The organism is Rhizobium tropici CIAT 899, from assembly GCF_000330885.1.
Taxonomy (GTDB): domain Bacteria; phylum Pseudomonadota; class Alphaproteobacteria; order Rhizobiales; family Rhizobiaceae; genus Rhizobium; species Rhizobium tropici.
Window position 1 is genome coordinate 413,333 of sequence record NC_020062.1, and the last position, 19,220, is coordinate 432,552.

The following is a 19,220-nucleotide window of genomic DNA, read 5'->3' on the forward strand; positions in this document are numbered from 1 at the left end:
GGAGGCGACGATCCGGAACTTGCACGAATAATCGGTGTTTGGCGAGATGGCGATGCCCCGATGAAACTTAATCCCAACGATAAGGGCTCCCGATCGTCAATTCAGTTTGGTAAGCGAGTTTCCCTCGTCGTCGAAGATGAGGCTGGCCGCGCCGATCAAGCCGGCATGGCGCCCGAGCTGCGCGGCAACGATCGGCACGTCGCGATAGGCGGGCATGGCGCGCTCGCGAACTGTCATCACCATTTGATCGTGCAGAAGATCGAAGCCATGCGAAATTCCTCCGCCCATGACAAGCAGGTCGGGCGAATAGAGGTGAAGCAGGTTCGTAAAGCCGATCCCCAGCAAGCGCGCCTCGTCAGTCAGCAGCGCCAATGCATCAGCGTCGCCCTCTCGCGCAGCTTCAACAACGTGTCGTCCGGTTACATCGGCGTCGGCGGCGAGCTTGCGCAGCATCGTTCCGTCTGACGGCCTGGTGCGGGCCGTTGCACGCCTGCCGAGCGCCGTACCGGAGGCGACGGCTTCGAAGCAGCCGATTGCGCCACAAAAGCAACGCTCGCCCTCGTTCGTGATCGTCATGTGGCCGATCTCGGCAGCCAGACCCCGTCTTCCGTGCAGGATCCGGCCATCGGCAATCACGCCGCCGCCGATACCGGTCGATACCGTGACGAACACCATCGATTCCGCCCCGCGGCCGGCGCCATATCGCCATTCGCCGAGCGCTGCCGCGTTTGCATCGTTTTCAAGCCGCACGGGCAGCCGGAAGTGGCCGTGGAGAATGTCCGCCAACGGAACCTCATGCCATCCGACGAGCGTCGGGGCGGCAATGACGACACCGGCGTCCGGGTCGAGTGGACCGGGCGCACCGATCCCGATCCCGATCGGCGAAAGACCGGGTGTCTCCGCCAGCACCGTTTCGGCCAGCTGTTCGATCTGGCGGATCACGGCCGCGGGGCCGCCGGCTGCGTCCGTCGATAGCGACGAGAACGACAGAAGGCTTCCCGCATCATCGATAAGCGCGGCACGAAGCTCCGTTCCACCGAGATCGAATGCAAGAGCGACCCTTTTCACGAAACTCGGCTCTCCAGTCCATGCAGCCAGGCGATCCGGTCGCCAAGGTTCTTGTCGCCGAATGCCAGCGATCCGAGAACGACCGTCTGCGCGCCCGCCTGGCGCAGAAGCGGCACTGTTTGTTCGCGAATGCCGCCATCGGCGGCGAGTATGATCCGATCTTCGCGGCCTGCCTTCCTCAGCAGAGAACGCGCTTCGATCAGCCGGTCGCAGGCTTTTTCGGAAAGGCTTTGTCCCTTGACGCCGATCGAGGTTCCGAGCAGCGTCACAAAGGCGACATGGTTGATGAAGGGCTCGATCACCGATACGGGTGTTTCCAGCCGCAGCACTACGCCGGCTTCGGCACCTAGCTCCTTGGCAAGGGCAATTGCGCGCAAGCCGGCATCGCCGTTCTCGGCATGGACGCTGATCAAATCCGCGCCCGCTTCTATGAACTGCCCCGTCTGCTCCTCGACGATTTCAGCCTCGACCATGAGATGGACGTGGATCGGCTTGGCGGTCGATTTGGCAATGCGTGCAACGAAATCCGGAAAAAACAGGAAGCCCGGCGTAAAGCGTGCATCGGCGACATCGATGTGATGCAGGTCGACATAAGGCTCTATGCGCTTGAGATCGGTTTCCATATTGGCAAGATCAGCCGACCAGAGCGAGAATTCGCCGAGAAGCCTGTTGCGGGGAAGCGCTGCGATGGCCGCCGGGCCGGAAAGGGGTCTGGACGTCATGATGGAACGAAGCTCCGGATTGTTTTGGATGCGAGAAAATGCGCGATGGCATCTTGGACCTCGGCAAAATGCCTGTCCTTGTCGATGGCCTTGGCGGTGACTTCGACAAAGCTTGCGCCGGGAATGACGTCGGCGAGCGTCTGCGCGCAGGAGAGCGGATGGATCGCGTCGTGCCGGTTGCCGATAATGAGTGTAGGCACGGCGAGGGGGGCGGCCGCTGCCTGTGGCACATCCGGTCCATCTGCGGCGATGTCAGCCAGAACGGAGGCAAAGGCGAGAGCGTCCGGTCGGTCGAAATAGCCGAGCAGGGAAGAGAAGTTGTCCGGCGCTTCCGTGGCGATCCGTTGCCCGGTTTCTGAGACGATAAAGCGGCTTCTGGCCTCCTCGATCGGGTACGAGCGGATCAGGGCCGCAACGGCCCGGATCGGCTCGAGATTGTCGGGCGATGCCTCAAAGGTCCAGGCAGGGCGCACGAGAACGAGGCCGGCGACCCGATGGGCGTGATGATGGGCAAGATGCAGGGCAATGGCCGCGCCCATCGAAATGCCGCCGACGATGAAGCGGTTAAACCCGTATTCGGTGGCCGCGGCCAGCACGTCCTCGGCAAACATGCGGATCGAAAAGGGCCGCGCATTGCCGAGCGAGGATGCGCCATGTCCGCGGCATTCCAGCGTCAGTCGGTGAATGCCTGCCGAAGCGGGAACATTCTGTGCCACCTGCGCCTCATCGCCGCCAAGACCATGCTGGAAGACGACCGGAGGCCCTTTCCCGCCCTCGTAGACGACAAGTTCCGCATCGTCACGCTTGAGCAATTTCTGTCCCATCAGATCAATGCCTTGAGAAAACCGGCGACGCTGGCTGCTTCGGATGCCGGAAGACCATGCGTCACGAGCGGCCCGTCGAAATTCACCGAGCGTAGCCGCGCTATAAAATCGGCAAAATCCACCACGCCTTGACCGGCGATCGCAAAACGACCGTCGCCGTGGCGATCCTTGGCGTGCGCCAGGGCGATATGACCGGCGGAGATTTCGACTGCCTCTGCGACGATCGCCCGCGCTTGCGCCCGCGCCGCCTGCTCAAAAAGATTGGCCGGATCAAGCACGATGCGCAGCCGTGCCGATCCCATCTCGTCGATCAGCCGTCGGGCGTCGCGTGCCGAGGTGACGATATTGGCCTGCTCCGGCTCGATACCGAGATCGACGCCATGCCGCTCCGCCAGCTCCAGGGCCTTCGACATCTCCGCCGCCATGTCGGCCCAGGCGGAAACATCGCCATTGTCGGGATGATGGGCCCATTGGTCGTTCGGGTCGCGCGTGCCGGTGCAAAGCGTCACTAGCGGAATGGCGAGTGCTGCCGCCGTTTCAATGATGACGGCGAGCTGGGCGAGGCCTGATCGGCGAACGATAATATCGGGGTGAGCCATGTTGTAGGTGCCCGATAGGGCGACAAGCGATATGCCCGTCGCCTCGACGGATGCCCGGATCGCAGTGATCGTTTCTTCCGAAACGGAATCGGGCATAGACGGGAGACCGTAGCAAGCGAGATTGAACTGCGCGCATGCGTAACCGCTATCCCGCACGGCTGAGAGAATGCCGAGGGGCTCCGTTCCGGGGAAGGTCTTGGCGAAGATCCCGATTTGCATCAGACCGCCCCCGAAACCGATGCGAGTTCGACGCGCTCGCTTCGCTCCACCGATCGGGCGATCGCCACCATCGCGCGGATGGAGGCTAGGCCGTCCTCGACATCGGCGCCGCGCATCGGCGCGCCGTTCAGCGCGGTATCGGCGAGCCCCTCCAACTGCCGGCGGAAGAAATGGCCATCCGCACCGAGCGGCTTCCGGCTTGTCGCATCCTTCTCGTGGAAGATTTCCACTTCGCTCGAGCGGAAATACCAGGGATTGAAGGTCTTTGCGAGAACAGAGCCATTCTCGCCATAAAGCTGGAAGCCCTCATGCCAATCCATGCGCACGGCAACCGTCAGGTCCAGATGGCCGAGGGCGCCGTTGGCAAACTCGGTCTCCACGAACCAGCAATAGGCACCGGCACGTTCCAGCAGCCGGGCGCGAACGGCAACGATCTCTCCGCAGAAGAAGCGTGCGGTATCGACCAGATGCGAGCCGTGCGCCAGCATGAAATATTGCCGGAGATCGGCCTTGGGATTGCCTGATGGTTTGCGCGCAAGCTTGCTGGTGACGGGCAGGGGCTGGACCGCATTGGTATTGGTATAGCGGTGAGTGGAATCGCAATACCAGGCCTTCATCGCAAAGATCTGGCCTATGTCATCGCGCACGAAATCGCGCGCTGCCTCAAGAGCCGGATCGAAGCGTTTCATGTGCCCGACCTGCAGGATCTTTCCGGATCGGCGCACGGCCTCGGCAAGCTGCTGCCCTTCCTCGACCGACACGCCGATCGGCTTTTCGCAGAGCACATGCTTTCCGGCTTCCAGCGCCTTGATCGACATCGGCACGTGATAGGCGTCGGACGTCGCGACGATTACGGCCTCCAGCTCGGGATCGGCCAGCATGGCGTCATAATCGCCGTACATCTTCTGCGGTTCGTAGGTCGCGCCCATACGGGCCAGAAGATCGGGGGCCGCGTCGCAGATCGCATAGAGATCGGCATTCCTCGCCTTGACGCAGGATTCCAGATGCGCGAACTGCGCGATCGGCCCACAGCCGAGGACTCCCACGCGAAGACGGCGACTTTCCTTTTCGATCATGGTTCTCTTCCTTATGCACCATAGCCGCGCATGGTTTGGCGATTGGCTTTGACCGCGGCGGCAGGGTCGGCGCCGGCCGTCTCAGATTCCTCTTCCAGCACTAGCCAGCCATTGAAATGGGGAGCGACGGAGACGAGGTCGATCACGGCCGGCGTATCGAGAACGCCCTTGCCGAGCATCGCCCATCGGCCCTGCGCATCGACATCTTTCAGATGCAGGTAGCGGATACGGTCCTGATAGGTGCGCATCGTGTCAAGCATGTCGGCATGCCCCCGCAGGATATGGCCGGTATCCGGCACCCAACCAACCAGGTTTGGGTCGAGCAAAGCGAAGATGCGGTCGTAATCGGCGCGGTCGAATAATAGCGTATTGTGATGCGAACTCGGATGCACGGCGATCTGGACACCGGCGGCCTTGCCCAGCTCTCCGGCGCGATTGTAGAACTCGCCGGCAATGGCGAACTTGTCGTCTCGCGGGCCTTCGGAAACGACGGTTGCCGAGCCGATGGAAACGAGTGCGCCCGGAAAATGCGCGGCATAATCGATCCAGCGCTTTGCGGTCGCAAGATCGTCTCTCATTGCGTCGGCCACCGTAAAGCCGCTTTTGGAGCCGAAGGCGAATGAGACGAGCGTCAGGCCGCGATCCCTCAATGCATTCGCGAAGGCCTGCGGGTATTCGGCATAGCGGCCGATCATCGTGTCGGTAATTTCGATGCCGGAGTAACCGCCTGCGGAAATCGCCGACAGCAGATCGTCTGCCGTTCCCGTCCAGGCATTGCCGAGCATTTCCCATGTGAACGTCTGGCAGCCGACTTTTATGTCCTTGCGCATTCCCGCTATTCCTTGATTCCGCCTTGGGTCAGGCCTTCGATGATGTGTCGTTGGAAGAAGAGCACCAAAATGATGAGCGGTACGGTGACGACAGCCGATGCGGCGGCGATGTCTCCCCAGGGCACATAATATTGGTTGGTGAAATTGGCGATGCCGACCGGGATCGTCTGGCTGTCGCTGTCCGAAGTGAAGGCCAGCGCGAACAGGAATTCGTTCCAGGCGGTGATGAAGGCAAGCAAGCCGGTCGTGACCAGGCTCGGCAATGACATCGGCAGGATGATATGCCAAAGCAGGCCGACAGGGCCGACGCCGTCTATGCGGGCCGCCTCGTCGATTTCGCGCGGAAGCGTCTCGAAGTAGCCGAACAGCACCCAAGTCACCAGCGGCAATCCCAGCGCAAGATAGGTGATGATCAGCGCCGTATAGGTGTCGAGCAGTCCGAGATCGGAGGCGATGAGATAGAGGGGACCTACGAGCGCGATCTGCGGAAACATCGATACCGAAAGGATGACCGTCAGGATGCCGAAGCGTCCCTTCACATCGAGGCGCGATAGCGAAAAGGCAGCGAGCGAACCGACAATCAAGCAGAGAGCGGTGGTCGCAAGGGAAACGACGAGCGAATTCAGCACATAGTGATGCAGGCCTTTTTCGACGAAGGCGTTGTAGTAATGCTCCAGCGTGAACGGGTTCGGTATGAGTGAGGGCGTTCCCTCGGTCAGGGCCTTGTCGAGCTGGAGCGATGTCGAAAATTGCCAGATGAACGGGCCGGCGGACCAGATGAGGATGAACAGGGCGCCGAGATAGATGAGAATGTTCTGGAAGACTGAGCGCTCTCCGTTCACGTCGTCCTCCTGATCTGGCGCACGAGGAAGACGCAGAAGCCGATGGCGATCAGCCCCTCGGTGATGAACATGGCGGTCGATACCGCCGAGCCATAGCCGAACTGAAGCGTCGAAAAGAGCACCTTGTAGGACAGCGTCGAAAGGGTCTCGGTGGAATCTGCCGGACCGCCACCCGTCAGAACATAGACGAGATCGAAGACGCGGAACGCATCGAGCGCGCGGAAGAGGCCGGCGATCAGCAGCGTCGGCATCAGGAGCGGCAGTCGGACATGCCAGAAGATCGTCCAGGCTCCGGCACCATCGATGCGTGCCGCTTCGATCAGCGATTTCGGAACGGTCTGCAGCCCCGTCAGCAACAGAAGCGCCATGAATGGCGTGGTCTTCCACACATCGGCGAGGATGATCGTCGTCAGCGCCGTATCGGGCGAGCCGTACCAGTTGACGTTCTGGTCAATCAGACCCGTATGCAGAAGGATGAAATTGATGATGCCGTGTTGGCCGTCGAAGAGCCAGCCGAACATTTTCGAGGTTACCACAGTCGGCATGGCCCAGGGCACGAGCATGGCGGCGCGGACCATGCCCCGGCCGGCGAAGGTCTCGCAAAGGATCAGCGCCATCGCCAGGCCGATGAAGGTCTCGAGCAACGTCGAGATCAGCGTGAACCAAATCGTGTGCCACCAGGCATTCCAGAACGGCGGATCGGCCAGCAGCTGCACATAATTGGCGATGCCGATGAAATCATTGTCCTGGGTGATCAGCGAGCGGTTGGTGAAGGACAGATAGACGCCGTTGACGATCGGGTAGAAGGATACCGATGCCAGCGAAAGAAATGCCGGTAGCAGCAAAAGCCAGGGCCAGAGGGCGCTTGACAGCGCCCTCGATTTGTCTGGGGTTTGCCCGGAAACGGCAGCCGTCATCGTTACCGCCATATCAGCCGACGATCTTGTTGATCTGGGTCGCGGCTGCCTGCAGCTCCGCCTTGACGTTGCCGCTGACCAGGGCCTTGGAGATGCTGGACTGCAATGCCAGTGTCACTTTGGCATATTGCGGCGTGATCGGCCGCGGCGTGGCGCCGGTGAATACGTTCTGGAGACTCGCCATGAACGGCTGCTCGGCCTTCAGCTTTGCATCCTGGAAGATGGCGGGCCGCGAAGGCGCGAGACCGAAATTAAGGGCAAGCCGGGTCTGGGTTTCCGGCGAAGACATCCAGGTCAGGAATTCGATTGCAGCTTCCCGCTTCTTGGAGTTGGCATTGACGCCCAACTGGTAGCCTCCAAGGCAGGCCGAGCTCTTGCCGCCGGCAAAATGCGGCAGCGGCGCGACGGCGACCTTGTCGACGACATGCGAGGCTTTCGGGTCCTGCGCAATCGGATAGACATAGGACCAGTTGCGCATGAACATCGCCTCACCCGAGGTGAATGGTTGGCGAGATGGCTCCTCGTCCCAAGAGAGCACGTTCTGAGGGCTGATCTTCGTCTTGTTGATGGTGTCGTATAGGAACTGGATCGCGGCAACGGCGGCATCATCGCCGATGACGGAGGATTTTCCGTCGGCGGAAAGGATGGAGCCGCCATTGGATGCAATGATTTCCACGGCGTCACAGACCAGAACCTCGGCCTGCTTGCCCTGCCAGAGATAACCGAATTTGGCGTCGCCGGCCTTCTGCGCCTCTGCCGCCATTGTCGCCATGTCGGCCCAGGTCTCCGGCACCTTGCCGCCATGCTTTTCCACCAGATCCTTGCGGTAGTAGAACATGCCGGAATCGACGAACCACGGCAGGGCTGTCAGCTTGTCGCCATAGGTGCAGGCCGCCACCGTGCCGGGGAAATAATCGGTGCGCTTGTCCTTCGGGAAATATTCGTCGAGCGGCAGCGCCCAGCCGGCAGAGGCAAAGCCGGCGATCCAGATGACATCCTGGCTGAAGACGTCGGGCGTTCCGTTGCGGCGGGCGAGTTGCTGAACGAGGCCCTGATAGACTTCAGTCGATGAACTCGGCGGCGGCAGCTCGATGAACTTGACGGTGATGCGGCTTTGCGACTCGTTGAACGCTTTGACGAGATCGCCGAGCCCTTCCTTGCCGAAGAAGCTGGCACTGGCAAAGCTGATTTCCGTCCGATCCGCAGCGCGTGCCGGGCGGATGCCGAGGCCCGAGGCAACACCAAGCGTTGCCGTGCCGATGGCGGCGCCAGCAGCACCCAGCAGCAATTGACGACGATCAAGCATTATCGATTGTCCGGCTCTCGTGGGGTGAGCCGGCGTCTTCTTGATATCTGTCATGTTTCCCTCCCAGGAAGACCGGCGACCTCCAAACCTCCGCGCCAGTATTCGCATATGTTTTATAAAAATTTGTCGCGCGTCAAGAAATAAGATGCTTTAAATCAATTCGGGGAGTCGTCGTTCGGATGTGCCCAAGCGCGGCGAACAGATGTGGTGGATAGGGAGGAATGGGTAATATGGCTGGGAATTCAAAAGCTAAACTCGGCATCGGCGTTATCGGCTGCGGTAACATCTCGATGACGTATCTGCGCAATGCGGCGCTGTTTGCCGGCGTCGAATTGCGGGCTTGCGCCGATATATCTGCCGATACCGCCGCGTTGCGTGCCCGCGAATATGGCATTCGTGCCTTGAGCGTCGACCAATTGCTGGCCGATCCCGAGGTCGACCTCGTGCTCAACCTTACCGTTCCCGCCGTCCATTTCGACGTGACGATGTCGGCCTTGTCGGCCGGCAAGCATGTCTTCACGGAAAAGCCGCTGGCAACATCGGCAGCCGATGGCCGCATTCTTGTGGCGGAGGCGAAGCGGCGCGGGTTGCGGCTGGGATCGGCGCCCGATACGTTCCTCGGCGCGGCCGGTCGTCGGGCGCGGCGCCTGATGGATGAGGGCGCGATCGGCCGCCCGGTCAGCGGCACTGCCTTCATGATGGGGCGCGGCATGGAGCACTGGCACCCCAATCCGCAATTCTATTACCAGCCGGGCGGCGGCCCAGTCTTCGACATGGGCCCTTATTATCTGACGATGATGGTGAACCTGCTCGGGCCGGTCGTGCGGGTCATGGCAATGGCGACGAAGGGCCAGGAAGAGCGCCTGATCACCGCCGACGGCCCATTTAAGAACACACGCTTCAAGGTCGGCACGCCCACAAACATCCTGTCGCTTCTGGAATTCCAATCCGGCGCGACGGTGAATTTCGGTGCCTCCTGGGACGTCTTTCGTCACTCCAATCATCCAATCGAGCTTCACGGCACCGAAGGTTCGCTGCGTTTGCCCGACCCGGACACGTTCGGCGGAACGGTGTCACTGTCCGAGCATGGCGCGGATTGGCGTGGTTTCGAAAGCGACGGCGAGCTTTACGGCGCGAGGAACTGGCCATTCAATGCACCGGATCGGGCTAATTACCGCATGCTCGGTGTCGCCGACCTTGCACGAGGGCTCGAGGAGGGCAGGCCATCCCGCGCATCGGGAGAACTGGCCCTTCATGTCCTTGAGATCATGGAGGCCATTCTCCAGTCGGGGGAAAGCCGGCAGTCGGTCAGCATCGACACGCAATTCACGCCGCCCTCGCGTCTTGACGAAGACGAAGCACGCAGTTTTCTCGCCTGATCGCTGCAGAGGAGGGATAATCAATGGAAAAGCTGGATGAAAGCGCCCGGCGCGTGCTCGCTATGACCAGCGGATCGAACGATCGGCCGTTTGAAACGGGTACACCTCAAGAGGCCCGTATCGACTACAATACCGCTTACCCAACGCTTCAGGGTGCAAGAGAGGCGGTCGCTTCGGTGGAGGATCGCGGGATTGTCGGCCCGAACGGTCCGATCACCTTGCGCATCTATCGCGGCGTCGGTGCGCCTTTGAAGCATGGTCCGGGCCTCATCTATCTTCATGGCGGCGGCTGGGTGATCGGCAATCTCGAATCGCATGACGAAATCTGCCGATGGTTCGCCAATATTGGCAAATGCACCGTGATCTGCCCCGATTACCGGCTGGCGCCGGAACACAAATTCCCCGTCGGCGTGAACGATTGCGCCGCGGCATTGGCATTCGCAGTTCAATTTGCTGCAGATATCGGCATCGATCCCACGCGGATCGCCGTCGCCGGCGATAGCGCCGGCGGCAATCTGGCCGCCGTGCTGGCACTGATGTCACGCCGCGGCGAAGCCGCGCCGATTGCGGCCCAGCTGCTCATCTATCCCAACACCGACGCCACCCAGGTGGCAGATAGCTACTATCGCTATGCCGAGGGCTTCGGCTTGACTGCTGCGACGATGAGATGGTTTCGCGATCATTATGTCCGCACCACAGCCGATATCACCAATTGGAGGGTCTCGCCGCTACGGGCTGAAACCCTCCTCGCCGGGGTGGCGCCGGCCTTCGTCGCAACAGCCGGGCACGACATTCTGGTCGACGAAGGCATGGCCTATGCCAAGCGGCTGCGGGAAGAAGGCGTGCCTATGGTGCATCGCCATTGGCCGGGACAGATCCATGGCTTCGTGTCGATGGGAAGGTACGTGGCAGAGGCCCGGCGGGCCGTGGAGGCAGCCGTGGCAGCCTGGCACAGCTTCGAGGCTAGCTCTAGGTAGATGAACAGTGGTGTGGCTTCAGGCCGACTGCCGCATCACAAGCGTTCCATTCAGGCTGAGCTTGTGCGGGATCGTCTGAACCGGCGCACTCGCGTCTCCGAGCAATGTCAGCAGCGTATTGACGCCGCTTGCCGTCATCGCGGCGAAGTCCTGCGCCATCGTCGTCAACGGCGGGCAGGTGTACCGGCTCAAGGGATGGTCATCATGGGCTGCTATGCGCAGATGATCACCCTTTTTACGCCCTACTTTGAGCCCGTGCGCGAATGCGGCCGACATCACGCCGAAGGCGAGGCGATCATTCGCGCAGAGGATGGTTTTGCGGGGAAGAGACTTTGCCCGGAGCAGGCTATCCATCTGTTCGTAACCGATCCGCTCGAACTCCCAAGTGTAGTCGGCATTGGTGCTGATCACCAGCGGCTCGCTGCCCGCCGCCTCCATGGTGGCGATATAGCTTGCCAGCCTTTCGGGTGAATTGTGATTGACATGCGGTATATCGAGATAGGCCGGCGCTTCCCCGGATCGGCAGAGATATTCGACGATCGTTGCGACGCTCTGGTAGTTGTCATTGCCGATGAACGGCGTGCTCCCTTCGATATAGGTGTCGAAGTAGACGATCGGCAGGTTCTGCGCGAGTTTTTCAAAGGTGCGCGGGTTGGATTTTTGTCCCAATGGCGCGACGAGCGCACCGGCCACCTTCAACGACAACATCGTATTGACGGCTTCTGCTTCCAGTTCGGGTAATCCGTGCGATGAGAACACGATCGGCCAATAACCCTCGTTGCGCAGCCGCAATTCCAGGCGATTGACCATTTCGGCATAAAACGGATCGGTGAGGGCGGGAACCAGGATGCCGATATTGCGGGTTCTCTTGCGATTGAGGTTTCGCGCGTAGAGATTGGGTTGATAATCCGACGAACGAAGTGCCGCCTCGATCAGCGCTCGAGTCGCCGGTTTCACGCTGTTCGGATCGTCAAAATACTTGGAAAGGGTAGGGCGGGAGACGCCGCAGGACTTCGCGAAGTCCTCCATCGTCTTGTGCGTCAGTTTTTCCATCGAACCTCGGCCATTTCCTGTTACCCATGTCAGACGCCTTATGCGTCTGCAGGGAAGAGAGCGCAACCGGAAACGTAAGGTCAGGGCAAGTTCTTTTGCGTTTCGCGCCGTCATAAAAGGTAACGCGCGTAAATTTTATTATTTGGCGCAAAGAAATCGAAGCCGGTGGACCATACGCGCATCTGTCATCGTCCAACGGCGAGAATCGTGAGTCTTGCAACGCTATAGTAGGGAAGAAAAGAAAGGCTATTGCGCATGACGAGATCTCAGCGAAGCGTGTTATCGGGCAAGAGCGCGCGCTGCAGGAAATCAAACGCAGGTTGCATTTGGGTCTTCATAAATAGTGGATCCTCATGCCCTGCGCCTTTCACAATGGTGAGCGTCGATGACGCACCGTGGCTGATCAATGCATCGTGCAGCCGACGTGCATCCTCGGGCGTGACAATGTCATCGAGCTCGCCGTTGACGATCAGGAAGGGCGGCACGATCTTCGCTGAGCCAATGTAGGGTTCCAGCTGGAGGATGGGTCGGGATTTGCCGTTCTCCGCTCCGAACCACACAATTACCGCTCGCACGTCGCTCGAAAGGTTTGGGCTCGCCCCGTCGTCGAAAGGACTTGGCTGGTCACCGGTCAGCCCGAGCGCCGTTGCGATGAATCCCCCCGCCGAGTTGCCCCATACGGCAATGCGTGTCGGATCGATACGAAGGGCGCCCGCGTTAGAGTGCAGATAACGAACCGCCATCTTTCCGTCGCGAATGCCGTTCAACATCGCAGTCGCCCAATCAGGGCCACCCAAGCGATAGTTCAAACTGATGACGGCGTAACCCATCCTCGTGAGCGAAGCTACATCCGGCACCTGCTCTTGATAGGGTCGTTCATTCGGTTGAGTCGGGATCGGGTCACGATCAACGTGCGGCATATGGCTCTTATCCCCGCCATAGAAGTTACCTCCATGAATCCACATCACGACAGGAAACGGACCACTTCCCTGAGTCGGCATGTAAAGATCAAATTTTTGCAAGGCGGATTGTGAAGAGTACCTGACCTCTGTTCTGACGTAGGGTGCTGCTTCATGTGCTGAGGAAGCAGTAACCAAACAGCAAAGCATTGCTCCAAGCACAATATGTCGAGTAACTATACCCATCATCGACGAATCCTCTTATTGCAACGTTCTTTAACTTGCCCAAAATCTCGGCTCCGGCCTCGACTAGAGTATTTCCGCTTTTCGTCGAATCGCGAAAACGTTCTATCGTTTTGTTTCTACGCAGTTCCGGACGCAAAACCGCTTCGCACTTTTGCTGGAACTGCTCTAAGCCTTTCTCCAACGATACCGCGGAAGCGTTTCAGGTACAGTTTGAGAACCGGAATTCATAAGCCTTGGGCAATGCTTTCTTCAAGAACCGCAACTTGTCGCTCCAGCAACAAAGCTTGCCCGCTCAATGCCCGATAGGCGTCTTCTATCCGGGGTGCCGCTCAACCAGCCCATGCAGGACGAGATCGATATGTGCCTTCACATAGCTTGCCTTGTCCAGGGTGCGCCGCTCGTCGAAAAGCAGCTTGAAGAATAGAAAGGCAATAGCCGGCGCGACGACCGCATCACAGAATGCCGCCGGTGCCTGACGGAATTCCCCAAGCTTTACCCCTTCGTCGATAAGGGACTGCATCTGCCGTTCGAGCGGATCGATAAATATGTCGTGGTGCCTGTCGACGATCTGCGGGAACCGCGTGCCCTCGGCGATCACGAACCTCATCAATTCCCGCAATTTACGGTCCCTGATGATAAGATCGTAGATGAGGTCGATATTTTGCTGAAGCCGCTCCGTGGCGGTCCCTTTCAGTTCATTCGCGCTTGCCAACAGGTTTTCGAGAGGCCCGGAAATGTGCCGGATCATCGCCTCGAAAAGCTGTTCCTTGTTTTCGAAGTAGACATAGACGGTTCCCTTCGTAACGCCGACCCTACTGGCGATATCTTCAACGCGTGTTGCAACATAGCCGCGTTCCACGAACTCCTCAAACGCGGCATCCAGGATTTGTACGGGGCGGCGGGCCTTCTGCTCCGCGCGCGTCATCTTCTTTAGATCGGTCATGGCCGCACCTTGAGCGTTATTGACGGTTTGGCGTCAAGATAAATTCTATTGACTAATGGGTCAGTCAATAATATTCCTCCGGCCGACGGATGCAAGAGGTCAGATCATGAAAACTATCCTTGTCATCGCATGGCTGGGTGCGAGCGCGGTCGCGCTCTCCTCATGCGAAAAGCAGGCTGAAAATGAAACAAAGCCGAAGAACGTGGAAACCGTCGTCGCCAAGCTCACGCCGGTCGTTGAAAACAGCGCCATCACCGGCGAAATCAGCGCACGCGTGGAAAGCGACCTTTCCTTCAGGGTCAGCGGGCGCATTGTCGAGCGCTTCGTCGATGTCGGCTCGTCAGTGAAGGCTGGACAGGTGCTTGCACGGATGGACGCCGAGGAGCAGAAGGCCGACCTGGATGTTGCCACCGCCAACCTGCAATCGACGCTAGCCCAGCAAACGCAGGCTCAGCTTGCCTTCGACCGGCAGCAGAACCTCTTCAGGACGCAGGTTACGACCCGTGCCGCACTTGATCAGGCCCAGGAAACGCTGCTGACCGCCCAGGGAAGCGTGAAATCGGCACAAGCGCAGCTCGACACGGCTCAGGATGCGCTTTCCTATACGGAATTGCGTGCGGATGCCGACGGCGTCATCACCGCCAGGAATGCCGAAGTCGGGCAGGTGGCGCAAGCCGCACAGCTGATCTTTACGCTCGCTCATGACGGTCCCCGCGACGCGGTCTTCAACGTTTTCGAGTCTCTTTATCTGGGCCGCAATCTGGAGAACAAGGTCGCCGTCAGTCTCCTTTCGGCGCCATCGCATAAGGTTGAGGCTTCCGTACGCGAAATCTCCCCCACGATCGATGCGTCGACCGGAACGATCAGGGTCAAGGTGGGGCTCGAAGGCGCGCCCGAAATGCAGCTTGGCGCTCCGGTAATCGGCTTGTTCCGGTCAGCCGCTCGGGACGCGATCGAATTGCCATGGTCGGCAATGGCCTCCAAAAGCGGAAAACCGGCCGTCTGGGTCGTCGATCCCTCTTCGTCAAGCGTGTCGCTGCGCCAGATCGATGTTTCCAGCTACGAAACCGGCCGTTTCGCGGTACGGACAGGCGTGTCGCCGGGCGAGATCGTCGTCGCCGACGGCGCGAAATTCCTGCGACCGGGCCAGACCGTTGCGTATGACAAGGGAGCCGCAAAATGAACATCCGAGCCACAAGCGGCCTTGCGATCCTCGCTTTGCTACTCCTGACGTCCTGCCAGAAGCAGGATGAAGCCCATTACGAGCCGCCGCGCCCCGTACTTTCCGTCGTCGCCCAGTCCACCGCTGCCTCCGCGCTGACCCTTCCGGGGACGGTCGAGGCCAGGATCGAGACCCAGCTTGCATTTCGGGTCCTGGGACGGGTCATCGCACGCAAGGTCAGCGTCGGCGACATCGTCAAGAAGGGCGACATCGTTGCCGCCATCGATCCGCTTTCGCTGGAACTTGCCGTCAAAAGTTCGCAGTCCGAGCTTTCGAATGCCCAGGCGCAGTTGGTCAATGCTGCCTCCACCGAGGAGCGCCAGCGATCCCTGCTCGAGAGCAGATCGGGAAGTGAGGCGGCGTATGAAGAGGCGCAGCTTGGGCGCAAGAGTGCGAGTGCTTCCGTTGCCAAGGCGCAGGCCAATCTGGACAAGGCGGAGGAGCAATTGGGCTACGCGCAGCTTCGTGCGGAATTCGATGGCGTTGTGACCGCAACTTCGGCCGAAGTGGGGCAGGTCGTCTCCGCAGGTCAAAGCATCGTCACGGTCGCCCGCCCCGACCAGCGCGATGTCATCATCGACATACCCGTGGCAAGCTTCGACGGCCTCAAGGTGGGATCACCCTTTGAGATCGCTCTCCAGCTCGATCCGACCATTCGCGCAAGCGGCACCGTGAGAGAGATCGCCCCGGAAGCCGAGGCGACCACACGCACGCGGCGCACGAAAATCACGCTCATCGATCCGCCGGCGACGTTTCGCCTCGGCTCCGTCGTCACTGCGACCGCGACTGTCGTTGCAGACCCAATGATCCTGCTGCCGTCGTCCTCCGTCCTGATGAAGGATGGAAAGCCGAACGTCTGGGTGGTCGATGCCGCAGCTCGCAAGGTCTCCATTCGGCCGATCAAGATCGACGGCGATCTCGTCGAGGGCGGCTCCGTGAAGATCACCGAAGGCATCAACCCCGGCGAACGCATCGTTATTGCCGGCGTTCACAAGCTTGCCGACGGCCAGGCCGTCAGAGTAGATTAAGGAAAATCCCCGTGAAGAAATTCAACCTGTCCGACTGGGCGCTCGAACATCGTTCGCTCGTCTGGTATTTCATGATTGTCTTCATTCTGGCCGGCGCGTTTTCCTATGTCGGTCTCGGCCGCGAAGAAGACCCCGACTTTACCATCAAGACGATGATCATTCAGGCGCAATGGCCTGGTGCGTCAGCCGAGGAGGTGACCAAACAGGTCACCGACCGTATCGAAAAGAAGCTCGAGGAGCTGGATTCGCTCGATTATACCAGGAGCGAGACGGTTGCCGGCAAGACGACCATTTTCGTCGAGCTTCTGCCCACGACCAAAGCCAGGGATGTCAACGCCATCTGGATGCGGGTCCGCAACATGATCGGCGACATCAAGGGGGATTTTCCGAGCGGTGTCGTCGGACCGTTTTTCAACGACACTTTCGGTGACGTCTATGGCAATATCTACGCTTTTACCAGCGATGGACTGACACAGCGACAGCTTCGTGATCTCGTCGAGACTGCGCGCGCAAAGGTGCTGACGGTCGCAAATGTCGGCAAGGTCGACATCATCGGTGCGCAGGACGAGGCCATCTATCTCGAATTTTCTACACGGAAAATCGCAGCCCTCGGACTTAACCAGCAGTCCGTCATCGACACGCTGCAGGCGCAGAATGCCGTCACCCAGTCCGGTTTCGTCGATGCCGGTCCCGAGCGTATCGCCTTGCGGGTCAGCGGCCAGTTCACGTCCGAGGAAAGCCTCAGATCGATCAATCTTCGCGTCAACGACCGCTTCTTCCCGTTGACCGACGTCGCGACGATCAAGCGCGGCTATGTCGATCCCCCCTCGTCGCTGTTCAGATATAACGGTCAGCCGGCGATCGGGCTTGCCATCGGCATGAAGACTGGGGCGAATCTCCTTGAATTCGGCAAGGCGCTCGACAAGGAGATCGAGCAGGTGACGGCCGATCTTCCCATCGGCGTGGATGTCCAGCGCGTTTCCGATCAGCCTGCCGTCGTCGACGAGGCCGTGTCGGGCTTCACGCGCGCGCTGTTCGAGGCGATCGTCATCGTGCTTGCGATCAGCTTCATCAGCCTCGGCGTCCGGGCAGGGCTCGTGGTGGCCATCTCCATTCCGCTCGTGCTCGCGATCACCTTCCTCGTGATGGCCTATTGCAATATTTCCATGCAGCGTATTTCGCTCGGCGCGCTGATCATCGCCCTTGGCCTTCTCGTCGATGACGCGATGATCGCGGTTGAAATGATGGTTGCCCGACTGGAAGTGGGCGATGATCTGAGAAAGGCTGCGACATACGTCTATACCTCGACCGCCTTCCCGATGCTGACCGGTACGCTCGTGACCGTCGCAGGCTTCATCCCGGTCGGCCTCAATACCAGCGCCGCCGGTGAATTCACCTTCACCCTCTTCGTGGTCATTGCCGTTTCGCTCCTGGTTTCATGGATCGTTGCAGTCCTGTTCACGCCGTTGCTCGGCGTTTCGATCCTTCCGAAAACCATGAAATCCCATCATGAGCAGAAAGGTCGTTTTACCCGGTTCTTTGCATGGCTCTTGCGTGCCGCCCTGCGTTGGCGCTGGGTTACGATCGCCGCAACGGTTGCAGCCTTCGCTCTTTCCATCGGCGGGATGAGCCTTGTGCAGCAGCAGTTTTTCCCGTCCTCCGACAGGCCGGAACTGATCGTCGACTGGAACCTGCCGCAGAACAGCTCGATTTCGGAGACGAACAAGCAGATGGCCAGGTTCGAACGCGAGATGCTGGCCAACAACAAGGATATCGATCACTGGACGAGTTATGTCGGCCAGGGCGCTCCCCGTTTCATCCTGTCCTTTGACGTGCAGACGCCCGATGTCTCGTTCGGTCAGACCGTGATCGTCACCAAGGGGCTCGATGTTCGTGACAAGGTCAAAGCCGAACTGCAGGATTATCTGACGAAGACCTTCCCCGGAACCGATGCTTTCGTGAAGCTGCTCGACATCGGCCCCCCGGTCGGCAAGCCGGTGCAGTACCGGGTCAGCGGGCCTGACATCCAGAAGGTCAGGGATATTTCCCAGAAATTCGCCGGTATCGTCGGTCAGCATCCTCTATTGTCCAACATGACCTTCGACTGGAACGAACCGTCGCGCGTGGTCAAGGTCGATGTCCTTCAGGACAAGGCACGGCAGCTGGGAGTCTCCTCGCAGGATATTGCAACGGCACTGAACAGCATCGTCGAGGGATCGTCGGCCACGCAGATCCGGGATGATATCTATCTCATCGACGTGATCGGCCGAGCGCAGACTTCCGAGCGAGGTTCGATCGAGACGCTGCAGAACCTCCAGCTTGGTGGTTCCAATGGCAAATCCGTACCGTTGTCCGCGGTTGCGAATTTCCATTACGAGCTGGAGCAGCCGACGATTTGGCGGCGCACCCGCATACCGACCATTACCATCAAGGCTGCCGTGGTCGGACCGACGCAGCCGGCGACGATCGTCAACGAATTGCAGCCGAAGGTCGACGAGTTCCGCAAGACACTCCCAAGCGGCTACCGCATCGTCGATGGCGGTTCGGTCGAGGAGAGCGCCAAAGCGCAGGGGCCGATCGTGGCGGTAGCGCCGCTGATGCTGTTCATCATGGCGACGATCCTGATGATCCAGCTGCAAAGCTTCAGCAGGCTGTTTCTGGTGTTTGCTGTTGCTCCCACAGCGCTTATCGGTGTGGTTGCCGCACTTCTCTTCAGCAACGCGCCTATGGGGTTCGTCGCAATCCTTGGCATACTTGCTCTCATAGGTATCCTGATCCGCAACTCGGTGATCCTTGTCGTGCAGATCGAGCACCTTCGAAGCGAGGGTGTGCCGGCCTGGCAAGCGGTCATCGAGGCAACGGAGCATCGAATGCGGCCCATCATGCTGACGGCGGCTGCCGCAACGCTCGCGCTGATCCCGATCTCCAGGGAGATATTCTGGGGCCCCATGGCCTATGCGATGATGGGCGGCATCGTCGTCGGTACGGTTCTGACGCTGCTCTTCCTCCCGGCACTCTATGTTGCCTGGTTCCGAATTCCTCGCGACGACGCGCAACACTGAAGGGGCGT

The 19,220-nt window shown here is 59.9% G+C and carries 17 protein-coding genes; 5 read left to right on the top strand and 12 right to left on the bottom strand.

Annotation, left to right across the window (positions count from 1 at the left end):
• Positions 1 to 96: 96 nt before the first annotated feature.
• Genes RTCIAT899_RS24030 through RTCIAT899_RS24070 form a run of 9 tightly spaced genes read right to left on the bottom strand, consistent with a single transcriptional unit; the run spans position 97 to position 8,457 of the window.
• Positions 97 to 1,068, bottom strand: coding sequence for an ROK family protein (locus RTCIAT899_RS24030; protein ID WP_015342406.1), 972 nt, complete (start codon positions 1,066 to 1,068; stop codon positions 97 to 99).
• Positions 1,065 to 1,790, bottom strand: coding sequence for a ribulose-phosphate 3-epimerase (locus RTCIAT899_RS24035; RefSeq protein WP_015342407.1), 726 nt, complete (start codon positions 1,788 to 1,790; stop codon positions 1,065 to 1,067). The genes RTCIAT899_RS24030 and RTCIAT899_RS24035 overlap by 4 nt, the downstream gene beginning before the upstream one ends.
• On the bottom strand, positions 1,787 to 2,614 hold the full coding sequence (locus tag RTCIAT899_RS24040; RefSeq protein ID WP_015342408.1) for an alpha/beta fold hydrolase: 828 nt from the start codon (positions 2,612 to 2,614) through the stop codon (positions 1,787 to 1,789). Before RTCIAT899_RS24040 ends, RTCIAT899_RS24035 begins: the two co-directional genes overlap by 4 nt.
• Positions 2,614 to 3,432 carry a sugar phosphate isomerase/epimerase family protein gene (locus RTCIAT899_RS24045; RefSeq protein WP_015342409.1) on the bottom strand — a complete coding sequence of 273 codons (819 nt, stop codon included), beginning with the start codon at positions 3,430 to 3,432 and terminating at the stop codon, positions 2,614 to 2,616. Before RTCIAT899_RS24045 ends, RTCIAT899_RS24040 begins: the two co-directional genes overlap by 1 nt.
• On the bottom strand, positions 3,432 to 4,508 hold the full coding sequence (locus RTCIAT899_RS24050; protein ID WP_015342410.1) for a Gfo/Idh/MocA family protein: 1,077 nt from the start codon (positions 4,506 to 4,508) through the stop codon (positions 3,432 to 3,434). Before RTCIAT899_RS24050 ends, RTCIAT899_RS24045 begins: the two co-directional genes overlap by 1 nt.
• An 11-nt stretch (positions 4,509 to 4,519) precedes the next feature.
• Positions 4,520 to 5,338, bottom strand: coding sequence for a sugar phosphate isomerase/epimerase family protein (locus tag RTCIAT899_RS24055; RefSeq protein ID WP_015342411.1), 819 nt, complete (start codon positions 5,336 to 5,338; stop codon positions 4,520 to 4,522).
• 5 nt (positions 5,339 to 5,343) lie between these two features.
• Complete coding sequence (locus RTCIAT899_RS24060; RefSeq protein WP_015342412.1) at positions 5,344 to 6,180, bottom strand: carbohydrate ABC transporter permease; 837 nt, start codon at positions 6,178 to 6,180, stop codon at positions 5,344 to 5,346.
• Complete coding sequence (locus RTCIAT899_RS24065) at positions 6,177 to 7,097, bottom strand: carbohydrate ABC transporter permease (RefSeq protein ID WP_015342413.1); 921 nt, start codon at positions 7,095 to 7,097, stop codon at positions 6,177 to 6,179. Before RTCIAT899_RS24065 ends, RTCIAT899_RS24060 begins: the two co-directional genes overlap by 4 nt.
• 13 nt (positions 7,098 to 7,110) lie before the next feature.
• Entirely contained in the window at positions 7,111 to 8,457 is a 1,347-nt protein-coding gene (locus RTCIAT899_RS24070) for an ABC transporter substrate-binding protein (RefSeq protein ID WP_015342414.1), read from the bottom strand.
• Positions 8,458 to 8,633: 176 nt separating this feature from the next.
• Here RTCIAT899_RS24070 and RTCIAT899_RS24075 point away from each other — a divergent pair, with 176 nt between their 5' ends.
• Together RTCIAT899_RS24075 and RTCIAT899_RS24080 are read left to right on the top strand one after the other, a co-directional pair.
• Positions 8,634 to 9,782, top strand: a complete 1,149-nt coding sequence (locus RTCIAT899_RS24075) for a Gfo/Idh/MocA family protein (protein ID WP_015342415.1) — start codon at positions 8,634 to 8,636, stop codon at positions 9,780 to 9,782.
• 23 nt (positions 9,783 to 9,805) lie between these two features.
• The gene (locus RTCIAT899_RS24080; protein ID WP_015342416.1) at positions 9,806 to 10,759 is read left to right on the top strand and encodes an alpha/beta hydrolase; all 954 of its coding nucleotides are present in this window, start codon (positions 9,806 to 9,808) and stop codon (positions 10,757 to 10,759) included.
• 18 nt (positions 10,760 to 10,777) lie between these two features.
• Here RTCIAT899_RS24080 and RTCIAT899_RS24085 read toward each other — a convergent pair whose 3' ends face one another.
• The 3 genes from RTCIAT899_RS24085 to RTCIAT899_RS24095 all read right to left on the bottom strand — a co-directional run bounded on the left by RTCIAT899_RS24085 (position 10,778) and on the right by RTCIAT899_RS24095 (position 13,900).
• Complete coding sequence (locus RTCIAT899_RS24085; protein WP_015342417.1) at positions 10,778 to 11,812, bottom strand: LacI family DNA-binding transcriptional regulator; 1,035 nt, start codon at positions 11,810 to 11,812, stop codon at positions 10,778 to 10,780.
• Between the two features lie 266 nt (positions 11,813 to 12,078).
• On the bottom strand, positions 12,079 to 12,960 hold the full coding sequence (locus RTCIAT899_RS24090) for an alpha/beta hydrolase (RefSeq protein WP_015342418.1): 882 nt from the start codon (positions 12,958 to 12,960) through the stop codon (positions 12,079 to 12,081).
• A 310-nt stretch (positions 12,961 to 13,270) separates the two neighbouring features.
• Positions 13,271 to 13,900: a TetR/AcrR family transcriptional regulator gene (locus RTCIAT899_RS24095; RefSeq protein ID WP_015342419.1), complete on the bottom strand. Its 630-nt coding sequence runs from the start codon at positions 13,898 to 13,900 to the stop codon at positions 13,271 to 13,273.
• A 106-nt stretch (positions 13,901 to 14,006) separates the two neighbouring features.
• Here RTCIAT899_RS24095 and RTCIAT899_RS24100 point away from each other — a divergent pair, with 106 nt between their 5' ends.
• The 3 genes from RTCIAT899_RS24100 to RTCIAT899_RS24110 are packed head-to-tail and all read left to right on the top strand — an operon-like array spanning position 14,007 to position 19,212.
• Entirely contained in the window at positions 14,007 to 15,083 is a 1,077-nt protein-coding gene (locus RTCIAT899_RS24100) for an efflux RND transporter periplasmic adaptor subunit (RefSeq protein WP_015342420.1), read from the top strand.
• On the top strand, positions 15,080 to 16,150 hold the full coding sequence (locus RTCIAT899_RS24105; protein ID WP_015342421.1) for an efflux RND transporter periplasmic adaptor subunit: 1,071 nt from the start codon (positions 15,080 to 15,082) through the stop codon (positions 16,148 to 16,150). Before RTCIAT899_RS24100 ends, RTCIAT899_RS24105 begins: the two co-directional genes overlap by 4 nt.
• Before the next feature lie 11 nt (positions 16,151 to 16,161).
• Positions 16,162 to 19,212 (top strand): efflux RND transporter permease subunit, encoded by a 3,051-nt coding sequence (locus RTCIAT899_RS24110; RefSeq protein WP_015342422.1) that lies wholly within the window; start codon positions 16,162 to 16,164, stop codon positions 19,210 to 19,212.
• Positions 19,213 to 19,220 lie beyond the last annotated feature (8 nt).